This window comes from Thermomonas sp. (assembly GCF_029945965.1).
Classification (GTDB): domain Bacteria; phylum Pseudomonadota; class Gammaproteobacteria; order Xanthomonadales; family Xanthomonadaceae; genus Thermomonas.
The window spans coordinates 466,637-480,313 of the sequence record NZ_JAQSDO010000020.1; the positions used below are offsets into that span (position 1 = coordinate 466,637).

The 13,677-nt window shown below is 62.9% G+C and carries 16 protein-coding genes and 1 pseudogene; 8 read left to right on the forward strand and 9 right to left on the reverse strand.

What is annotated here, in order from left to right:
- Positions 1–125 precede the first annotated feature (125 nt).
- The 3 genes and pseudogenes from prmC to PSV05_RS14860 form a co-directional block, all read left to right on the forward strand.
- Positions 126–959 (forward strand): peptide chain release factor N(5)-glutamine methyltransferase, encoded by an 834-nt coding sequence (gene prmC, locus PSV05_RS14850; RefSeq protein ID WP_300066866.1) that lies wholly within the window; start codon positions 126–128, stop codon positions 957–959.
- Between the two features lie 88 nt (positions 960–1,047).
- Complete coding sequence (gene pip / locus PSV05_RS14855) at positions 1,048–1,992, forward strand: prolyl aminopeptidase (RefSeq protein ID WP_300066869.1); 945 nt, start codon at positions 1,048–1,050, stop codon at positions 1,990–1,992.
- 23 nt (positions 1,993–2,015) lie between these two features.
- Positions 2,016–2,234: pseudogene (locus tag PSV05_RS14860) on the forward strand (alkylphosphonate utilization protein); the annotation flags it as partial.
- A 36-nt stretch (positions 2,235–2,270) separates the two neighbouring features.
- Here PSV05_RS14860 and PSV05_RS14865 read toward each other — a convergent pair.
- From PSV05_RS14865 to PSV05_RS14875, 3 genes are all read right to left on the reverse strand, one after another.
- Positions 2,271–2,813, reverse strand: coding sequence for an NUDIX hydrolase (locus PSV05_RS14865; protein WP_300066873.1), 543 nt, complete (start codon positions 2,811–2,813; stop codon positions 2,271–2,273).
- Positions 2,814–2,931: 118 nt separating this feature from the next.
- On the reverse strand, positions 2,932–3,834 hold the full coding sequence (locus PSV05_RS14870) for a 5'-3' exonuclease H3TH domain-containing protein (protein WP_300066876.1): 903 nt from the start codon (positions 3,832–3,834) through the stop codon (positions 2,932–2,934).
- Positions 3,835–3,857: 23 nt separating this feature from the next.
- The gene (locus PSV05_RS14875) at positions 3,858–4,430 is read right to left on the reverse strand and encodes a nitroreductase (protein ID WP_300067053.1); all 573 of its coding nucleotides are present in this window, start codon (positions 4,428–4,430) and stop codon (positions 3,858–3,860) included.
- Between the two features lie 108 nt (positions 4,431–4,538).
- Here PSV05_RS14875 and PSV05_RS14880 point away from each other — a divergent pair, with 108 nt between their 5' ends.
- Positions 4,539–5,630 (forward strand): NAD(P) transhydrogenase subunit alpha, encoded by a 1,092-nt coding sequence (locus PSV05_RS14880; protein ID WP_300066879.1) that lies wholly within the window; start codon positions 4,539–4,541, stop codon positions 5,628–5,630.
- Between the two features lie 15 nt (positions 5,631–5,645).
- On the opposite strand, the gene PSV05_RS14885 is transcribed toward PSV05_RS14880, so the two are convergent.
- From PSV05_RS14885 to PSV05_RS14900, 4 genes are read right to left on the reverse strand one after another with little or no spacing between them, the layout of a single operon-like run.
- Positions 5,646–6,092, reverse strand: coding sequence for a DUF3106 domain-containing protein (locus tag PSV05_RS14885; RefSeq protein ID WP_300066882.1), 447 nt, complete (start codon positions 6,090–6,092; stop codon positions 5,646–5,648).
- Between the two features lie 3 nt (positions 6,093–6,095).
- Positions 6,096–6,458 carry a hypothetical protein gene (locus PSV05_RS14890; RefSeq protein ID WP_300066885.1) on the reverse strand — a complete coding sequence of 121 codons (363 nt, stop codon included), beginning with the start codon at positions 6,456–6,458 and terminating at the stop codon, positions 6,096–6,098.
- A complete protein-coding gene (locus PSV05_RS14895) occupies positions 6,455–7,012 on the reverse strand; it encodes an RNA polymerase sigma factor (protein ID WP_300066888.1) in 558 nt (185 codons plus the stop codon). Before PSV05_RS14895 ends, PSV05_RS14890 begins: the two co-directional genes overlap by 4 nt.
- A gap of 36 nt (positions 7,013–7,048) precedes the next feature.
- Complete coding sequence (locus PSV05_RS14900) at positions 7,049–7,306, reverse strand: hypothetical protein (protein ID WP_300066891.1); 258 nt, start codon at positions 7,304–7,306, stop codon at positions 7,049–7,051.
- Positions 7,307–7,472: 166 nt separating this feature from the next.
- Here PSV05_RS14900 and PSV05_RS14905 point away from each other — a divergent pair, with 166 nt between their 5' ends.
- A complete protein-coding gene (locus tag PSV05_RS14905; protein ID WP_300066894.1) occupies positions 7,473–7,787 on the forward strand; it encodes an NAD(P) transhydrogenase subunit alpha in 315 nt (104 codons plus the stop codon).
- Positions 7,784–9,244, forward strand: coding sequence for an NAD(P)(+) transhydrogenase (Re/Si-specific) subunit beta (locus PSV05_RS14910; RefSeq protein ID WP_300066897.1), 1,461 nt, complete (start codon positions 7,784–7,786; stop codon positions 9,242–9,244). The genes PSV05_RS14905 and PSV05_RS14910 overlap by 4 nt, the downstream gene beginning before the upstream one ends.
- A 30-nt stretch (positions 9,245–9,274) precedes the next feature.
- Here PSV05_RS14910 and PSV05_RS14915 read toward each other — a convergent pair whose 3' ends face one another.
- Positions 9,275–9,685: a hypothetical protein gene (locus PSV05_RS14915; protein ID WP_300066899.1), complete on the reverse strand. Its 411-nt coding sequence runs from the start codon at positions 9,683–9,685 to the stop codon at positions 9,275–9,277.
- A 71-nt stretch (positions 9,686–9,756) separates the two neighbouring features.
- Between PSV05_RS14915 and sufT the strand changes: the two genes are divergently transcribed.
- Positions 9,757–10,308 (forward strand): putative Fe-S cluster assembly protein SufT, encoded by a 552-nt coding sequence (gene sufT / locus PSV05_RS14920; protein ID WP_300066902.1) that lies wholly within the window; start codon positions 9,757–9,759, stop codon positions 10,306–10,308.
- Between the two features lie 453 nt (positions 10,309–10,761).
- Positions 10,762–12,975, forward strand: coding sequence for a pre-peptidase C-terminal domain-containing protein (locus PSV05_RS14925; RefSeq protein ID WP_300066905.1), 2,214 nt, complete (start codon positions 10,762–10,764; stop codon positions 12,973–12,975).
- Between the two features lie 179 nt (positions 12,976–13,154).
- Here the strand turns inward: PSV05_RS14925 and PSV05_RS14930 are convergent, their stop codons facing one another.
- Positions 13,155–13,643 (reverse strand): asparaginase domain-containing protein, encoded by a 489-nt coding sequence (locus tag PSV05_RS14930; protein ID WP_300066909.1) that lies wholly within the window; start codon positions 13,641–13,643, stop codon positions 13,155–13,157.
- Between the last annotated feature and the right edge of the window lie 34 nt (positions 13,644–13,677).

Here is a 13,677-nt window from a genome sequence, read left to right on the forward strand (position 1 = left end):
ATAGCGAAGCTCAATCGATAATATAAATCGATTGTCGTAATGCTGTTGATAGATAAAAACTATCATGATGTGGATGAACACCTTCCATGCGCGAACCGAGGCAGGCCGCCGGCTAACATCAACGGATGCCAAAGCCTTTCATGAATGTTGCCGACCTGCTGGCCCGTGCTCGTGGCCAGGTTGATGGCGTTGATGCCGACACCTTGCTGGCGCATGCGCTTGGAAAAGACCGCAGCTGGCTGTTCGCGCACGCCAAGGACGTCGTGCCGGCCGAGCTGATGGCCAGCTTCGAGTCGATGCTGCAGCGGCGCATTGCCGGCGAACCGGTGGCTTACCTGACCGGTCGCCACGGTTTCTGGACCCTGGACCTGGAAGTCGGTCCGGCTACGCTGATCCCGCGGCCGGAAACCGAATTGCTGGTGGAACTTGCGCTTGCGCGGATTCCGGAACGGCAGCCGGCGCATATCGCCGACCTGGGCACCGGCAGCGGCGCGATTGCGCTCGCCATCGCCAGTGAGCGCCCGCAGGCGCGGGTCATCGCCACCGATGTCAGCACGGCTGCACTGGAGGTCGCCCGGCGCAATGCGGTTCATCAGGAGATCGCCAATGTCGAATTCCGCTGCGGTGACTGGTTCGCGCCACTGCAAAGCGAGACCTTCGACATCATCGCCAGCAATCCGCCCTACATCGCGGAGGGTGATCCGCACCTCGACAAGGGCGATCTGCGTTTCGAACCGGCGATGGCACTTTCCTGTGGGCCGGACGGATTGAATGCGATCCGCACGATTGTTGGCCATGCCGGCGCGCATCTGGATGCGGGCGGCTGGTTGTTGTTGGAACATGGCTGGGACCAGGGCGATGCCGTGCGCGGCATGCTGGCCGATGCCGGTTTCATCGACGTCGAAACCGTGCGCGACCTGGAGGGGCGCGATCGGGTGACGTTGGCCCACCGTCTGTAGAGCGGGGCTTGCCCCGCTGTAAGCCCGAGAACATCAGCGCAGCAAGCTACGCTCTACAATAGGCGTGAACCCATCGCGGATATTTCCAATGCGAACGCTATACCCGGAGATCACGCCCTACCAGACCGGTACGTTGCAAGTGGACGCCCGCCACGCCCTGTATTGGGAGCAGTGCGGCAATCCCGAAGGCAAGCCGGTGGTGATGTTGCATGGCGGCCCCGGTGCCGGTTGCGGCGAAAAAATGCGGCGGTTCCATGATCCGGCCAAGTACCGCATCGTGCTGTTCGACCAGCGTGGTTCGGGTCGCAGTACGCCACATGCGGACCTGACCGACAACACCACCTGGGACCTGGTCGCCGACATCGAGAAGCTGCGCGAGATGCTCGGCATCGAACGCTGGCAAGTGTTCGGCGGCAGCTGGGGTTCGACACTTGCGCTGGCCTACGCTGAGAAATATCCCGGCGTCGTTACCGAACTGGTCCTGCGCGGCATCTTCATGCTGCGCCGTTGGGAACTGGAATGGTTCTACCAGGAAGGTGCATCGCGCCTGTTCCCGGAAGCGTGGGCGCCATACGAGGCATTGATTCCCGAGACCGAGCGTGGCGACATGATCGCCGCGTATCACAAGCGACTGACATCACAGGACGAAGCCGTGCGACTCGCCGCTGCGCAGGCATGGGCGACCTGGGAAGGCGCGACCAGCTACCTGCTCATCGATCCGGACTACAAGACCAGTCACGGTGATGCACATTTCGCGCTGGCCTTCGCACGCATCGAAAACCATTACTTCACCAACAAGGGATTCTTCGAAGTCGACGACCAATTGCTGCGTGACGCGCACCGGATCAAGGACATCCCCGGCGTGATCGTGCACGGGCGTTACGACGTGGTCTGTCCAATCCAGAATGCGTTCGACCTGCACAAGGCCTGGCCCAAGGCCGAGCTCCTGGTCAGCCCGACCTCCGGCCATGCCGTGTTCGAAGCCGAAACGGTGGATGCGCTGGTGGATGTGACCGACCGCTTTGCAAATTGAAGGAAGCCGAGATGAGTGATGAAGACACGCTGGTCGTCAAGGACAGCAATGGCACGCAACTGTCCGACGGCGATAGCGTTACCGTGATCAAGGACCTCAAGGTCAAGGGCACCTCGGTCACCCTCAAGCGCGGCACGCTGTGCCGGAACATCCGCATGACCGACGATGCAGACCTGATCGAGTGCAACGTCGACAAGGTCAAGGGACTGGTGCTGCGCACCGAGTTCGTCAAGAAGGCCTGAACTGACTCTGCCAAGCCGGGTTTCTAAACCGGATACCTAGTTGACAGGTGAACCATCCGGGTTGTGTTCGATCATCCACAACCCGGCCCACAGCTTGAGGTCCAGCTCGAAACCTTCGGCCTGCTTGCGCATCAGCCATGCGGGTGCCTCGTTGCGCGGTACCATATGCACGGTGATGTCCTCGCTGTCCACGCCGCCGCCTTCGCCAACCTTGGTCAGCTCACGGGCACGCACGAAGGCGATGCGTTCGTTGCTCATGCCGGATGAAGTAGGCCCGATCAACAGGACTTCGACCTTGCCCGGCGACCAGCCGGTTTCCTCGATCAACTCACGCCGCGCGGCCTCCTGCAGGGTGTCGTGCGCATGGTCGTCGCCGACCAGGCCGGCTGGCATCTCGATGGTGCGTGCGCCCAGCGGTACCCGGTATTGTTCGACGAACAACACGTCGTTGTTCGGGGTCACGGCAATCACAATGACCGCCATGCCTTGGCCATGCGTGCGTTCGCACGATTCCCAATGGCCGATCTTCACCAGCCGCAGCCAGTCGCCTTCGTAGAGGGTTTGTTTGATATTTCCCATGGCTCGATGGTAACCGCGTTGGGGGTAGCGAGTACGACGCTGAGACCGCCGGGCGTTCGCTTCGCGGCTCGAAATGCCGCTGCGCAAACACCCGACGATCTCATCGTCGGCAGCATCTTTAGGCGACCAGACCCGCTGCCTCGGCCAAGCGTTTGCGGGTAAGTGGGCCGAAACCCATCCAGTCCGCCAGCGATTGCAGCTCGGCGTCGTCGCCGGTGGTGCGGGCGAAATCGGAAACAGGCAGTGGCGCATCCAGTGCCACCGTTGTCAGTTGTCGCCACAGCAGCGCGTGCTCGCGTTGCTCGCGCAGGCGCACTGCCATGCCGGCGGCGCCGCGCAGGCGCAGGAACGGGACCTCGTCGATGCGCTCAAGTAACGCGTCCAGTGTGCCGAAATGGGCCAGCAGGATTGCAGCAGACTTGGCGCCGATGCCGGTGATGCCGGGGATGTTGTCGACCGCATCGCCGGTCAATGCAAGGTAATCGGCGATCTGGTGCGCATGTACGCCATATCGTGCCTTGACCCCATCCGCACCCCAGCGCAGGCCACGGGCGTAGTCCCATTGCTGATCCTGGCCGGCCAGCAATTGCGAAAGGTCCTTGTCCGCGGAAACAATGACGCTGCGGAAACCCGCCGCGCGGGCGACATGCGCCGCAGTGCCGATCAGATCATCGGCCTCGTAGTCCTGGTGGGCCAGGGTGATCATGCCCAGGGCTTGGCACAGCGCCTTGCACCAGGCGAACTGACGGCGCAATTCCGGCGGCGCTGGGTCGCGATTGGCCTTGTACGCCGGGTACAGCACATTGCGGAAGCAGGAATCCAGCGCCTCGTCGAAGGCGATTGCGATGTGCTGCGGGCGTTCGCGTTCGAGCAAATCCAGCAGGAAGCGGGCGAAGCCATGCACGGCATTGGTCGGCCAGCCATCGGCGTCGTGGAATTCGTCCGGCATCGAATGCCAGGCGCGGAACACGTACATCGAGGCATCGACCAGATAGAGTGTTTCAAGAGTTGGGGTCGGCATCGCGCTGGTGTTCTCGCTGACGCTCACGCAGGTTGCCAATCGCTGAGCAGCGCCGCGACATCCGGTCGCTCGCGTTCCGGCGCCTCGACCTGCGGCGTGCCGATGGCAATGGTGCCAGCCAGCTGCTCGTCTTCGTCCAGCCCGAGCACGCCTTCGAGGAATACTCGGTCGTACGCTGGCCAGCCGGTTAGCCATTGCGCACCAAAACCCTCGGCCTGCGCGGCCTGCAGCAGCAACAAACATGTGCAGGATGCGGTGGACGCACGCTCGCTGGCGGGAATGTTCTCGTCGAAGCCGAGTTTCGCCACGACGGCAATTGTCAGCGGCGGCAGGGTGAAACGGGTGCGCAGCTTGGTGATGACGGCATCGCCCGCATCCGGCTCGCGCTCGCGAAGCCGTGCTTCCGCGGCGTCGGCCAGCGCAGTGCGTGCATCGCCGCTGATGCGCAGGAACCGGAATGGCACCCGCTTGCCGTGGTCGGGCACGCGCACCGCAGTTTCCAGCATCCGTTGCTGGCTCGCGGCATCCGGGCCGGGTGCGGTCAATTGCCGGGTCGGCACCGAACGGCGGGTATCCAGGGCGTCGAGGCTGAGCATTGCGATCCTCTGGGTAGTCATCGGGTTGGGACTCTCCATGGTAACGGCTGCGTCGCAAGCCCCGGCTTTGGGTAGGATGCATGCAGCAGACTAGGGCGGGAGCAGGCGATGGCGGTGAATATTGGCGTGGCACGCGAGAGCGCAGCGGGCGAACGGCGGGTCGCATTGACCCCGGAAACCTGCAAGAAGCTCGTGGCCGCAGGCGCAACGGTGCGGATCGAGGCCGGTATTGGTGATGGTGCGTATTTCTCCGACCAGGCCTATGTCGATGCCGGGGCGCATGTCACCGCGCATCCGCGCGACGACGCCGACATCGTGCTGTGCGTGCAGCCGCCGTCCGCGGACGCCATTGGTTCGCTGAAGCAGGGTTCGGTGCTGGTCGGCAGTTTGCAGCCGCAGGCCGATGCCGCGCGCGCCGAGGCGTTGCAGGCACGCGGGATCATCGCGTTCCCATTGGAGAAGCTGCCGCGCACCACCCGTGCGCAGGCGATGGACGTGCTCAGTTCACAGGCTGGCATGGCTGGCTACAAGGCGGTGCTGATCGCCGCGCAACTGGCGCCGCGCTTCTTTCCGATGCTGACCACCGCGGCCGGCACGATTCGGCCGTCCAAGGTGCTGATCGTCGGCGCCGGCGTGGCGGGGTTGCAGGCGGTTGCCACCGCCAAGCGCCTGGGCGCGCAGGTCGAAGGCTTCGACGTGCGTCCGGAAACCCGCGAGCAGATCGAATCGCTCGGCGGCCGCTTCCTGGACCTCGGCGTCAGCGCGGCGGGCGAAGGCGGTTATGCGCGCGCACTTACCGACGAAGAGCGCGCCGAGCAGCAGCGCCGGCTCGCGGAGCACCTCAAAAATATCGATGTCATCGTGTGCACCGCTGCCGTTCCGGGCCGGCCGGCGCCGAAGATCATCAGTGCAGCCATGGTGGCCGGCATGAAGCCGGGCAGCGTGATCGTGGACCTGGCCGCCGAGACCGGCGGCAACTGCGAAGCGACCCAACCCGGCGAGACCATCGATGTCAATGGCGTCGTGGTGTCCGGGCCGCTCAACCTGGCCTCGATGGGCGCGCAGCATGCCAGCGAGATGTACGCGCGCAATGTCTACAACTTCGTCAGCCTGCTGCTGAAAGACGGTGCGCTGGTGTTCGATTGGGACGACGAGTTGCTGGCGAAAACCGTGTGGCCGGAACGCGCGCCGGCCGCCTGAGTCACATGTAGCGGATCAATCCCGATCCGGTCCACGGCGGCGCTGCGGCGCCGGATGTGCGTCGACCCAATCGTTGCGTTGCTGCGGCGTCATCGCATGCCATTTCGCGAGGAACGTCTCGCGCTCGTCTTTATCCATCTTGCGCATGGCATGGAACAGCGCCTGCGCATGTTGGCGCTGCTCGGGCGACATTTTTTCCCAGCGCTGCATGCCGTGGTGTGCGCGTTGACGCGCATCGGCAGGCATCGCCTTCCAGCGCTCGGCACGCTCGTACAGGCGGGTGCGTTCGTCCGGGCTGCTGTTCCAGCGATCGCGCAGCGGCGCAATGAGTTCATCGCGTTGAGCGTTGCTCAGCTGATCCCATTCCGGCAAGGGCGTCGTGTTGGCAGGCTTGTCCTGGGCCATGGCGAATGGGGGTGCAAGCAACAGCACGAGGGTGAGCAGAAGGCGGTGATGTTGCATGGGTTACTCCATGGCCACTTGCATGGCATCGGACGATGCCAGCCAAGCGTAGAAATCGGGGTCCTGGTCCAGCATGGTGCTGTCGGTGCTGGACGGGGTTGCAGTCACATTCGCGGTCGCCACTACCGGCATCGGGCCTGGTGATGGCGGGTTGCGGAACTGCACGCCGATCGCCAGCGCGCACAACGCGGCGAAGCCGGCAGCCGCAAAACCCAATCGATGGCTGCGCTGTGGCGTGCTGCCACGCAGTGCCGAATGCCGGCGTTGCGCAAGCTGTGCCAGGACGCGTGGCGAAACCTGCTGCAGTGACGCGCGGTGGTGGCCGCGCAGGGCATCGTCGAAGCGGGTCGTCTCATCATTGATCATCGAAATTCCTCCAGCTGTTGCTGCAATGCCGCGCGTGCGCGCGACAAATGCGTTTTTACCGAGCCTTCGCTGCAGCCCATGACGCGGGCGGTGTCGGCCACGTCGAGTTCTTCCAGCACGCGCAGGGTGAATGCTTCGCGCTGGCGCCTTGGCAGGGTGCCCAGTGCCGCGCTGATCCGGGTCCACGCCGCATGGCTGTCATGGTTGCGCGAGGGATCCGGGAGATTGTCATCGGCCCAGTCAATCGTGCTGCCGTCCTCGCGATCGTTGGCAGGCGCCAGCCAGCGTAGCCGGAACATGCCGCGCCTTTGCATATCGACGATGCGGTTGCGCAGGATGCTCCAGAACAAGGGCGTCCATTCGCCAGCCGGTCGTTGCCGATAGCCCAGCATCTTGATCATCGTGTCCTGCACCGCGTCGAGCGCGTCATCGCGGTTGCGCAGGCTGATTTCGGCGAACCGGAAGGCACGGGTGTCGATGCCGGCCAGGAATGCTTCCAGCGTAGCCGCCGGGGCATGGTCGATGGTGTCGTCCTGGCTGGCATCGGAGCTCACGCTTGCAGCTTAATCGTCAATGGCCAATGCGAGCGCTCAATGGCGACGGTCCCAGCGACGGTCATAGCGTTCGCCCGCGCGATCCAGGTGCCTGTCGATGCGATCACCCTTGCGGTCCAGCTGCACCGCGCGGGCATAGTGGCCATGTGCGGCGGCTACCGCGGCGCGGTGGTCGTAACGGGCTTCAATCACGTCGCCACGATGGTCCAGGCGGCGTTCGACGCGGTCACCATGATCGGCAGCCAGCGCGCTTCCGGCACCGGCCAGCCCTGCCAGCAGCAGGGACATGGTCATGAAAGTCTTCATCATTGGTTGTCCTCGAATTTTGCAAAGAGTGGAAGGGAGCAGGCCTGCAGGAAGGAGAACGCACGCCGCCGACAATGGTTGACGCGTCACGCGCCGGCCTGCGACATGGTTATGATGCGGACGGGCTGTAAACAGGCAAAAGGGGAGAGACACCGTGGGCGATGGCTTCGTGGCGCTGTACATCTTCATGCTGGCGGCGATCGCCGGGCACGTGATCATTTCGCGGGTGCCGGTGATCCTGCATACGCCGCTGATGTCAGGCAGCAACTTCATCCACGGCATCGTCCTGATCGGCGCGATGGTGGTGCTGGGCCATGCCGACACCCCACTGGAACAGGCGCTGGGCTTCATCGCGGTGCTGCTGGGTGCGGGCAACGCCGCCGGCGGTTACGTGGTCACCGAACGCATGCTGGACATGTTCAAGTCGAGTAAGCCATCGCCTAAAAAGCAGTCGGAGGCCAAGTCGTGAGCGTGCTGACCCTGGTCCAACTGAGCTATTTCATCGCCGCGACCCTGTTCCTGCTTGGCTTGCAGCGGATGAGCGCGCCCAGGACCGCGCGCAGCGGCATCCAGTGGGCGGGCGTAGGCATGCTGATCGCCACCATTGCGACATTCTTCCTGCCCGGCCTGCACAACATCGCGCTTATGGTCGCTGCCATCGTGATTGGCGTCGGCCTGAACTGGCTCTGGGGCAAGAAGGTCGCGATCACCGATATGCCGCAAATGGTGGCGCTGTTCAACGGCATGGGTGGCGGGTCGGCAGCGGCCATCGGTGCTGTCGAACTGTTCGGGTTTGCGCTTGCCGCACATGCCGAGTTCTCCGTTTCATTGGCAACGGGTTCTGGCTTCGGCCTGGCCACGACACAGAGTTACCAACAGTTGCCGCCCACGCTACCTGTCTTGCTGGCGGCAGTTGGCGCACTGATCGGGTCGATATCGTTTTCAGGCTCGCTGATTGCTTACGCCAAGCTGCAGGGCTTGATGGACAAGCGCTTCGTGTTTCCCGGGCAGTCGGCGTTCAACGCACTCGTGCTGGTAGCGGCGCTGGTTTGCCTGTACCTGTTGGCAACCGGCGCAATGGCGCCTTGGGTGATCGTTGCGTTCTTCGGCCTTGCGCTTGCCTATGGCGTGCTGATGACACTGCCGATCGGTGGTGCCGACATGCCGGTGGTGATCTCGCTGTACAACGCGTTTACCGGCCTGGCAGTGGCGCTCGAAGGCTATGTGCTGGGTAATGAGGCGCTGATCATCGCAGGCATGATGGTCGGTGCGGCCGGCATATTGCTGACGCGGCTGATGGCCAAGGCCATGAATCGATCAATCAGCAATGTGCTGTTTTCCAACTTCGGTGGCAGCAGCGGGGAAATGCAGGAGATCGGCGGCTCGATGAAGCCGATCGAGGCCGCCGATGTTGCTGCGATGATGGCCTACGCCGAGCGCGTGGTCATCGTCCCCGGCTACGGCATGGCCGTAGCGCAGGCGCAACACAAGATCTGGGAGCTGAGCCAGCGCCTGATGGAACGCGGGGTCAAGGTGAAGTTCGCGATCCACCCGGTCGCCGGACGCATGCCCGGGCACATGAACGTGTTGTTGGCCGAAGCCGGTGTGCCGTACGACCTGATCGCCGACATGGACGACATCAATCCCGAGTTCGCCAATACCGATGTGTCGCTGGTGATCGGTGCCAATGACGTGGTCAATCCGGTCGCCAAGACCGATCCCGCATCGCCGATCTATGGCATGCCGATCCTGGACGTGATCAATTCCAGGAATACGGTCGTCATCAAGCGCGGCAAGGGCACGGGGTTTGCCGGCATCGAGAACGCCCTGTTCTACGCCGACAACACCCGCATGCTGTATGGCGATGGCAGCGAAATGGCCAGTGCACTGGTCAGCGAACTGAAAGCGCTCGACGGCGGGCATTGAAGCCGCCGGCAGTCCGCAGGTAAAAGAGGCTCAGCGGCGGGCGAACACGCCCGCCAACGCCAGCCCGAGCGCATACCAGACCAGATCCGCGCGCGTGTTGGCGAGCTGGATCAGCTGCCAGGCGTAGTCCGAGCCGAGTCGGAGCGCGGATTCCCATGGCAGCAGGCCCATGCTGCGGCCGATCTCGGTCGCTGCGATGCCCCAGTTCGCCAGCCCTATCACCACCAGGGTTGTTGCCATGGCCAGGCCAATGCGTGTCCAGCCCGGTTGGATGCGGCCCAGCTGCAGCATCCAGGCCACATCCAGCGCCGCCAAGGGTGCCAACCAGCTGGCCTGCGACTGCAGCATCCTGGCCAGCAGGACCCAGGCCGCAGCGAAGCCGAGGCAACCCAGGACCGGTAGCAGCACGCGCAGGAGCGAAGGTCGATTGGCTGCAGTCATGATGGATCCGGGTGCGGTTGCGCATCATAACCGACTAGAATGGTACGGATTGAGCAGTCACGTGAGCAGGCATGTATTCCCGCAGTAGTGAACCCGTCCGTTTCGAGCGCGATTGCGCGGCCGTACTGGTCCCGCAAGGCGACGCAGTGACACTTCCAGCCGGTACGATCGGCTATATCACCCAGTCGCTAGGTGGCAGCTGGACAGTCTTTGTCGAAGGCAATCTGATGCGCATCGCTGGCGAAGACGCGGATGCGATCGGCAAGGAACAGCCGGAACCGATCGAATTGCCGGATGGGGCGAGCGACGATGACGTCGAGGCCTTGGTCTGGCGCCAGTTGCGCACCTGCTTTGATCCGGAGATCCCGGTCAATATCGTCGAACTTGGCCTGGTGTATTCGGCCCAGGTCGCGACCAGTGAAGATGGCCAGCGCAAGGTCGACATCACCATGACCCTGACCGCGCCCGGCTGTGGCATGGGCGACATCCTGGTCGAGGATGTGCGCAGCAAGATCGAGTTGATTCCCACCGTGGCCGAAGCCGACGTGGAGATGGTGTTCGACCCACCGTGGAACCGCACGATGATGTCCGACGTCGCTCGCCTGGAAACCGGAATGCTCTGAAGCCGGGCGAGGACATGCTCTGGCAGGTTCATTGTGATTTTTATCACGAACCCATGACCTAGGGCATAGACGTGAATTGTCACTTTTTGCCGCTCTCCGACGCCGCAAAAATGTGACGCTACGCAGCAAATTGAAGCCATGAGACCCGATCTGGCTTTGGATTGACGCACTGCAATGTCCGTTTGAATGGCGTTATAGAGCCATTGCTTACGATTTCAGCCGGGGGTCCCCACCCCAGTGATGCGGGCCGGAAAAAATTGCTTGACAGCGTACCCCCGAGCACCCAACTGTCGCCCGTCGCGTCGGGAATGGTTCAGGTTCCCGGCACGGATCCCGCGTCACCTAGCGAGTCGCCCACTGGCTCGCCGATCTCCCTGCGGGAAGCGTCTGATATGCGTCTTAAATCCCTGCCGCAATCGCGGCAGATCATTAAATCGCTTTGGGGAATCGCCTGTGAATCGTTTTAGTGCCCTTGCTACCGCCATCACCCTCTCGCTTGTCGCCACCGGCGCACAAGCTGCCAGCAGGAGTGATCTGAACCAGAAAAATATTGCCCAGCTCAAGCAGCAATACCAGAGCATCGCCGCCAACCACGGCATCGCTCCGATGGCGCATTCACGCCATGAGCAGTTCATCAGTGCGGACGCGAACTCGCGCCTGCTGATGAAGGCCAAGAGCGAAGACCATGGCGTGCGCAACTACCGCTATGACCAGACCTTCCGCGGTATCCCGGTGTTCGGCGAAGGCATCGTGGTCAGCGAGGACGGCGCCGGCAACGTTCGCAAGCTGTTCGGCAACATGGTCGGTGGCCTGGACCAGGACATCGCCTCCACCACACCCAAGATCACCAGGGGCGCCGCGCTCGCCGCCGGCAAGAGCAGCCACCTCGGTAGTCGCCTGTCTGCCTATCGCACCGAGAACGAAAAATCCGACCTGGTGGTCTTTGTCGACGACAAGGGCCAGGGCCACCTTGCGTATGCGGTGAGCTATTTCGCCGATGGTGCGAACGTGAATCCCACCCGTCCGATGATCCTGATTGATGCCAACAGCGGTCGGGTACTGAAGAAGTGGGAAAACCTGCAACATTCGTTGATCGGTACCGGCCCGGGCGGAAACGCCAAGACCGGCCAGTATGAGTTTGGCACCACCTACGGCTATCTGGACGTGACGCAGAGCGGCACGACTTGCACGATGAACAGCACCAACGTCAAGACGGTGAACCTCAACAACGCCAGCACCAACACCAGCAACACCGCGTTCACGTACGCCTGCCCTCGCAACACGGTGAAGGCCATCAACGGTGCCTACTCGCCGTTGAACGACGCCCACTATTTCGGTGCCGTGATCCAGAACATGTACAACGCCTACACCGGTGCCAACGCGTTGTCGTTCCAGCTGGTGATGAAGGTCCACTACAAGACCGGTTACGAAAATGCGTTCTGGAACGGTACCGCCATGAGCTTCGGTGACGGCGCCAGCACATTCTATCCGCTGGTCAATGCCGACGTGTCCGGGCATGAGGTTTCGCACGGCTTCACCGAGCAGCACTCCAACCTGACCTACTCCGGCATGTCGGGTGGCATCAACGAGTCGTTCTCCGACATGGGCGGCGAAGCCACCGAGTACTTCTGGAAGGGCACCAACGACTTCAACGTCGGTACCGAGATCTTCAAGGCCACGGGTGCGCTGCGCTACATGTGCAACCCGCCTCAGGACGGCGGCTCGATCGACAACGCGGCCAACTACACCAGCAGCATGGACGTGCACTACACCTCCGGCGTGTACAACAAGGCGTTCTGCACCCTGGCCAAGAAGACCGGCTGGACGACCAAGAAGGCCTTCCAGGTCTTCGCACGTGCCAATGCCAACTACTGGACCTCCAGCATCACCTACAACCAGGGCGCGTGTGGCGTGGAGACTGCAGCCACCGACCTCGGCTTCACCAAGGCCGATGTCACCGCGGCGTTCAGCGTCGTAGGCGTGAGTTGCGCGACCACGCCGCCGCCGCCGTCTGGTGGTGGCGTGCTCACCAATGGTGTTGCCAAGACCGGCCAGTCTGGTGCTGCCGGCGCGTCGTTGACCTACACGATGGTGGTTCCGGCCGGCGCCACCAGCCTGAAGTTCGTCACCTCTGGCGGTACCGGCGATTCCGATCTTTACGCGAAGTTCGGCAGCGCACCGACCACCACCAGCAACGACTGCAAGTCCGAAGGCGGCACCACTGCCGAGACCTGCACGATTGCAACAGCGCAGGCAGGGACGTACTACGTACTGGTGAAGGGCTACAGCGCGTTCTCGGGCGTGAGCATCACCGGCAGCTATACGGCGGGCGGCGGCGGTGGCGGCAGCTGCGGCGGGCTGGTGCTATGTGACAACGTAGGCGTGGCCCTGCCATCGGTGGCCAAGGGCTCGTTCTCCTCGGACTACACCATGGCCATCGCAGCAGGCCATACCGTGATCTTCACGATCAGTGGCGGCACCGGCGATGCGGACATGTATGTCAGGGCCGGCAGCGCGCCGACCACCAGCAGCTATGACTGCCGTCCGTATGCCTCGGGCAACTCCGAGACCTGCACGTTTACCCCGACCTCTGCCACCACCTACCACATCAAGGTAAATGCTTACGCCGCGTTCTCCGGCGTCACCCTGAAGGGCGACACCAACTGAGTTCGGCCCCGGCATCGGATCGAGCGACGACCTGATGCATCGATCGCTGTAGGACAACATCGACCCCGGCTTCGGCCGGGGTCTTTTTTTGCATTTGCCACTGCATGCATCGCGCTGCGCAGGGTGAGCATGAAAAAGCCCGGCGATGCCGGGCCGGTTTCAACAGGTGACGTGGCAGGTCAGCTGACAGGTTCGAAGCGATTGGCGGCCACGTTCTTGCGTACCTTGAGCGGATCCCAGATACGCCCGTTCATGGCGATATAGACGCCAGGCGGTAGCGACTGCACCGCGCCGACCGCGGTGCCGATGTTGAACTCCGCGTCCGAGCCACGGAAGCGTGCCGGGTTCAAGGCGCCGGTCAACACGATCGTCTTGCCCTCGATGCTGGCCAGCACGCGGGCGGTATCGACCATGCTGTCGGTGCCGTGGGTGATCAGCACGTGGCGCGCGTCCTGCGCTTCGATGGTTGCGCGCAGCAGGTCGCGGTCGCTGGCATCGATGTGCAACGAATCCTTGCGCAAGATGGGAATCACGTTGAAACGGAAAGCCACCCCGAGTTCTTCGAGGATGCGTCCGATCTGTGGCTCGCCGACCTGGAAATCCGACTTGTCGTCGAAATAGACCTTGTCGATGGTGCCGCCGGTGGTGACGATCAGCAGGTTGTCCATGCACCCATTGTCCGCCAAAATATCGCTTCCGCCA

Bases quoted from the DNA above. Each gene is read 5' to 3' on its own strand.
- PSV05_RS14900 (WP_300066891.1), bottom strand. From the start codon at position 7,306: ATGACCATGTCCCTGCTGCTGGCAGGGCTGGCCGGTGCCGGAAGCGCG.
- PSV05_RS14875 (WP_300067053.1), bottom strand. From the start codon at position 4,430: ATGCTCAGCCTCGACGCCCTGGATACCCGCCGTTCGGTGCCGACCCGG.
- PSV05_RS14870 (WP_300066876.1), bottom strand. From the start codon at position 3,834: ATGCCGACCCCAACTCTTGAAACACTCTATCTGGTCGATGCCTCGATG.
- PSV05_RS14890 (WP_300066885.1), bottom strand. From the start codon at position 6,458: ATGATCAATGATGAGACGACCCGCTTCGACGATGCCCTGCGCGGCCAC.
- PSV05_RS14865 (WP_300066873.1), bottom strand. From the start codon at position 2,813: ATGGGAAATATCAAACAAACCCTCTACGAAGGCGACTGGCTGCGGCTG.
- PSV05_RS14880 (WP_300066879.1), top strand. From the start codon at position 4,539: ATGGCGGTGAATATTGGCGTGGCACGCGAGAGCGCAGCGGGCGAACGG.
- PSV05_RS14915 (WP_300066899.1), bottom strand. From the start codon at position 9,685: ATGACTGCAGCCAATCGACCTTCGCTCCTGCGCGTGCTGCTACCGGTC.
- prmC (WP_300066866.1), top strand. From the start codon at position 126: ATGCCAAAGCCTTTCATGAATGTTGCCGACCTGCTGGCCCGTGCTCGT.
- pip (WP_300066869.1), top strand. From the start codon at position 1,048: ATGCGAACGCTATACCCGGAGATCACGCCCTACCAGACCGGTACGTTG.
- PSV05_RS14930 (WP_300066909.1), bottom strand. From the start codon at position 13,643: ATGGACAACCTGCTGATCGTCACCACCGGCGGCACCATCGACAAGGTC.
- PSV05_RS14885 (WP_300066882.1), bottom strand. From the start codon at position 6,092: ATGCAACATCACCGCCTTCTGCTCACCCTCGTGCTGTTGCTTGCACCC.
- sufT (WP_300066902.1), top strand. From the start codon at position 9,757: ATGTATTCCCGCAGTAGTGAACCCGTCCGTTTCGAGCGCGATTGCGCG.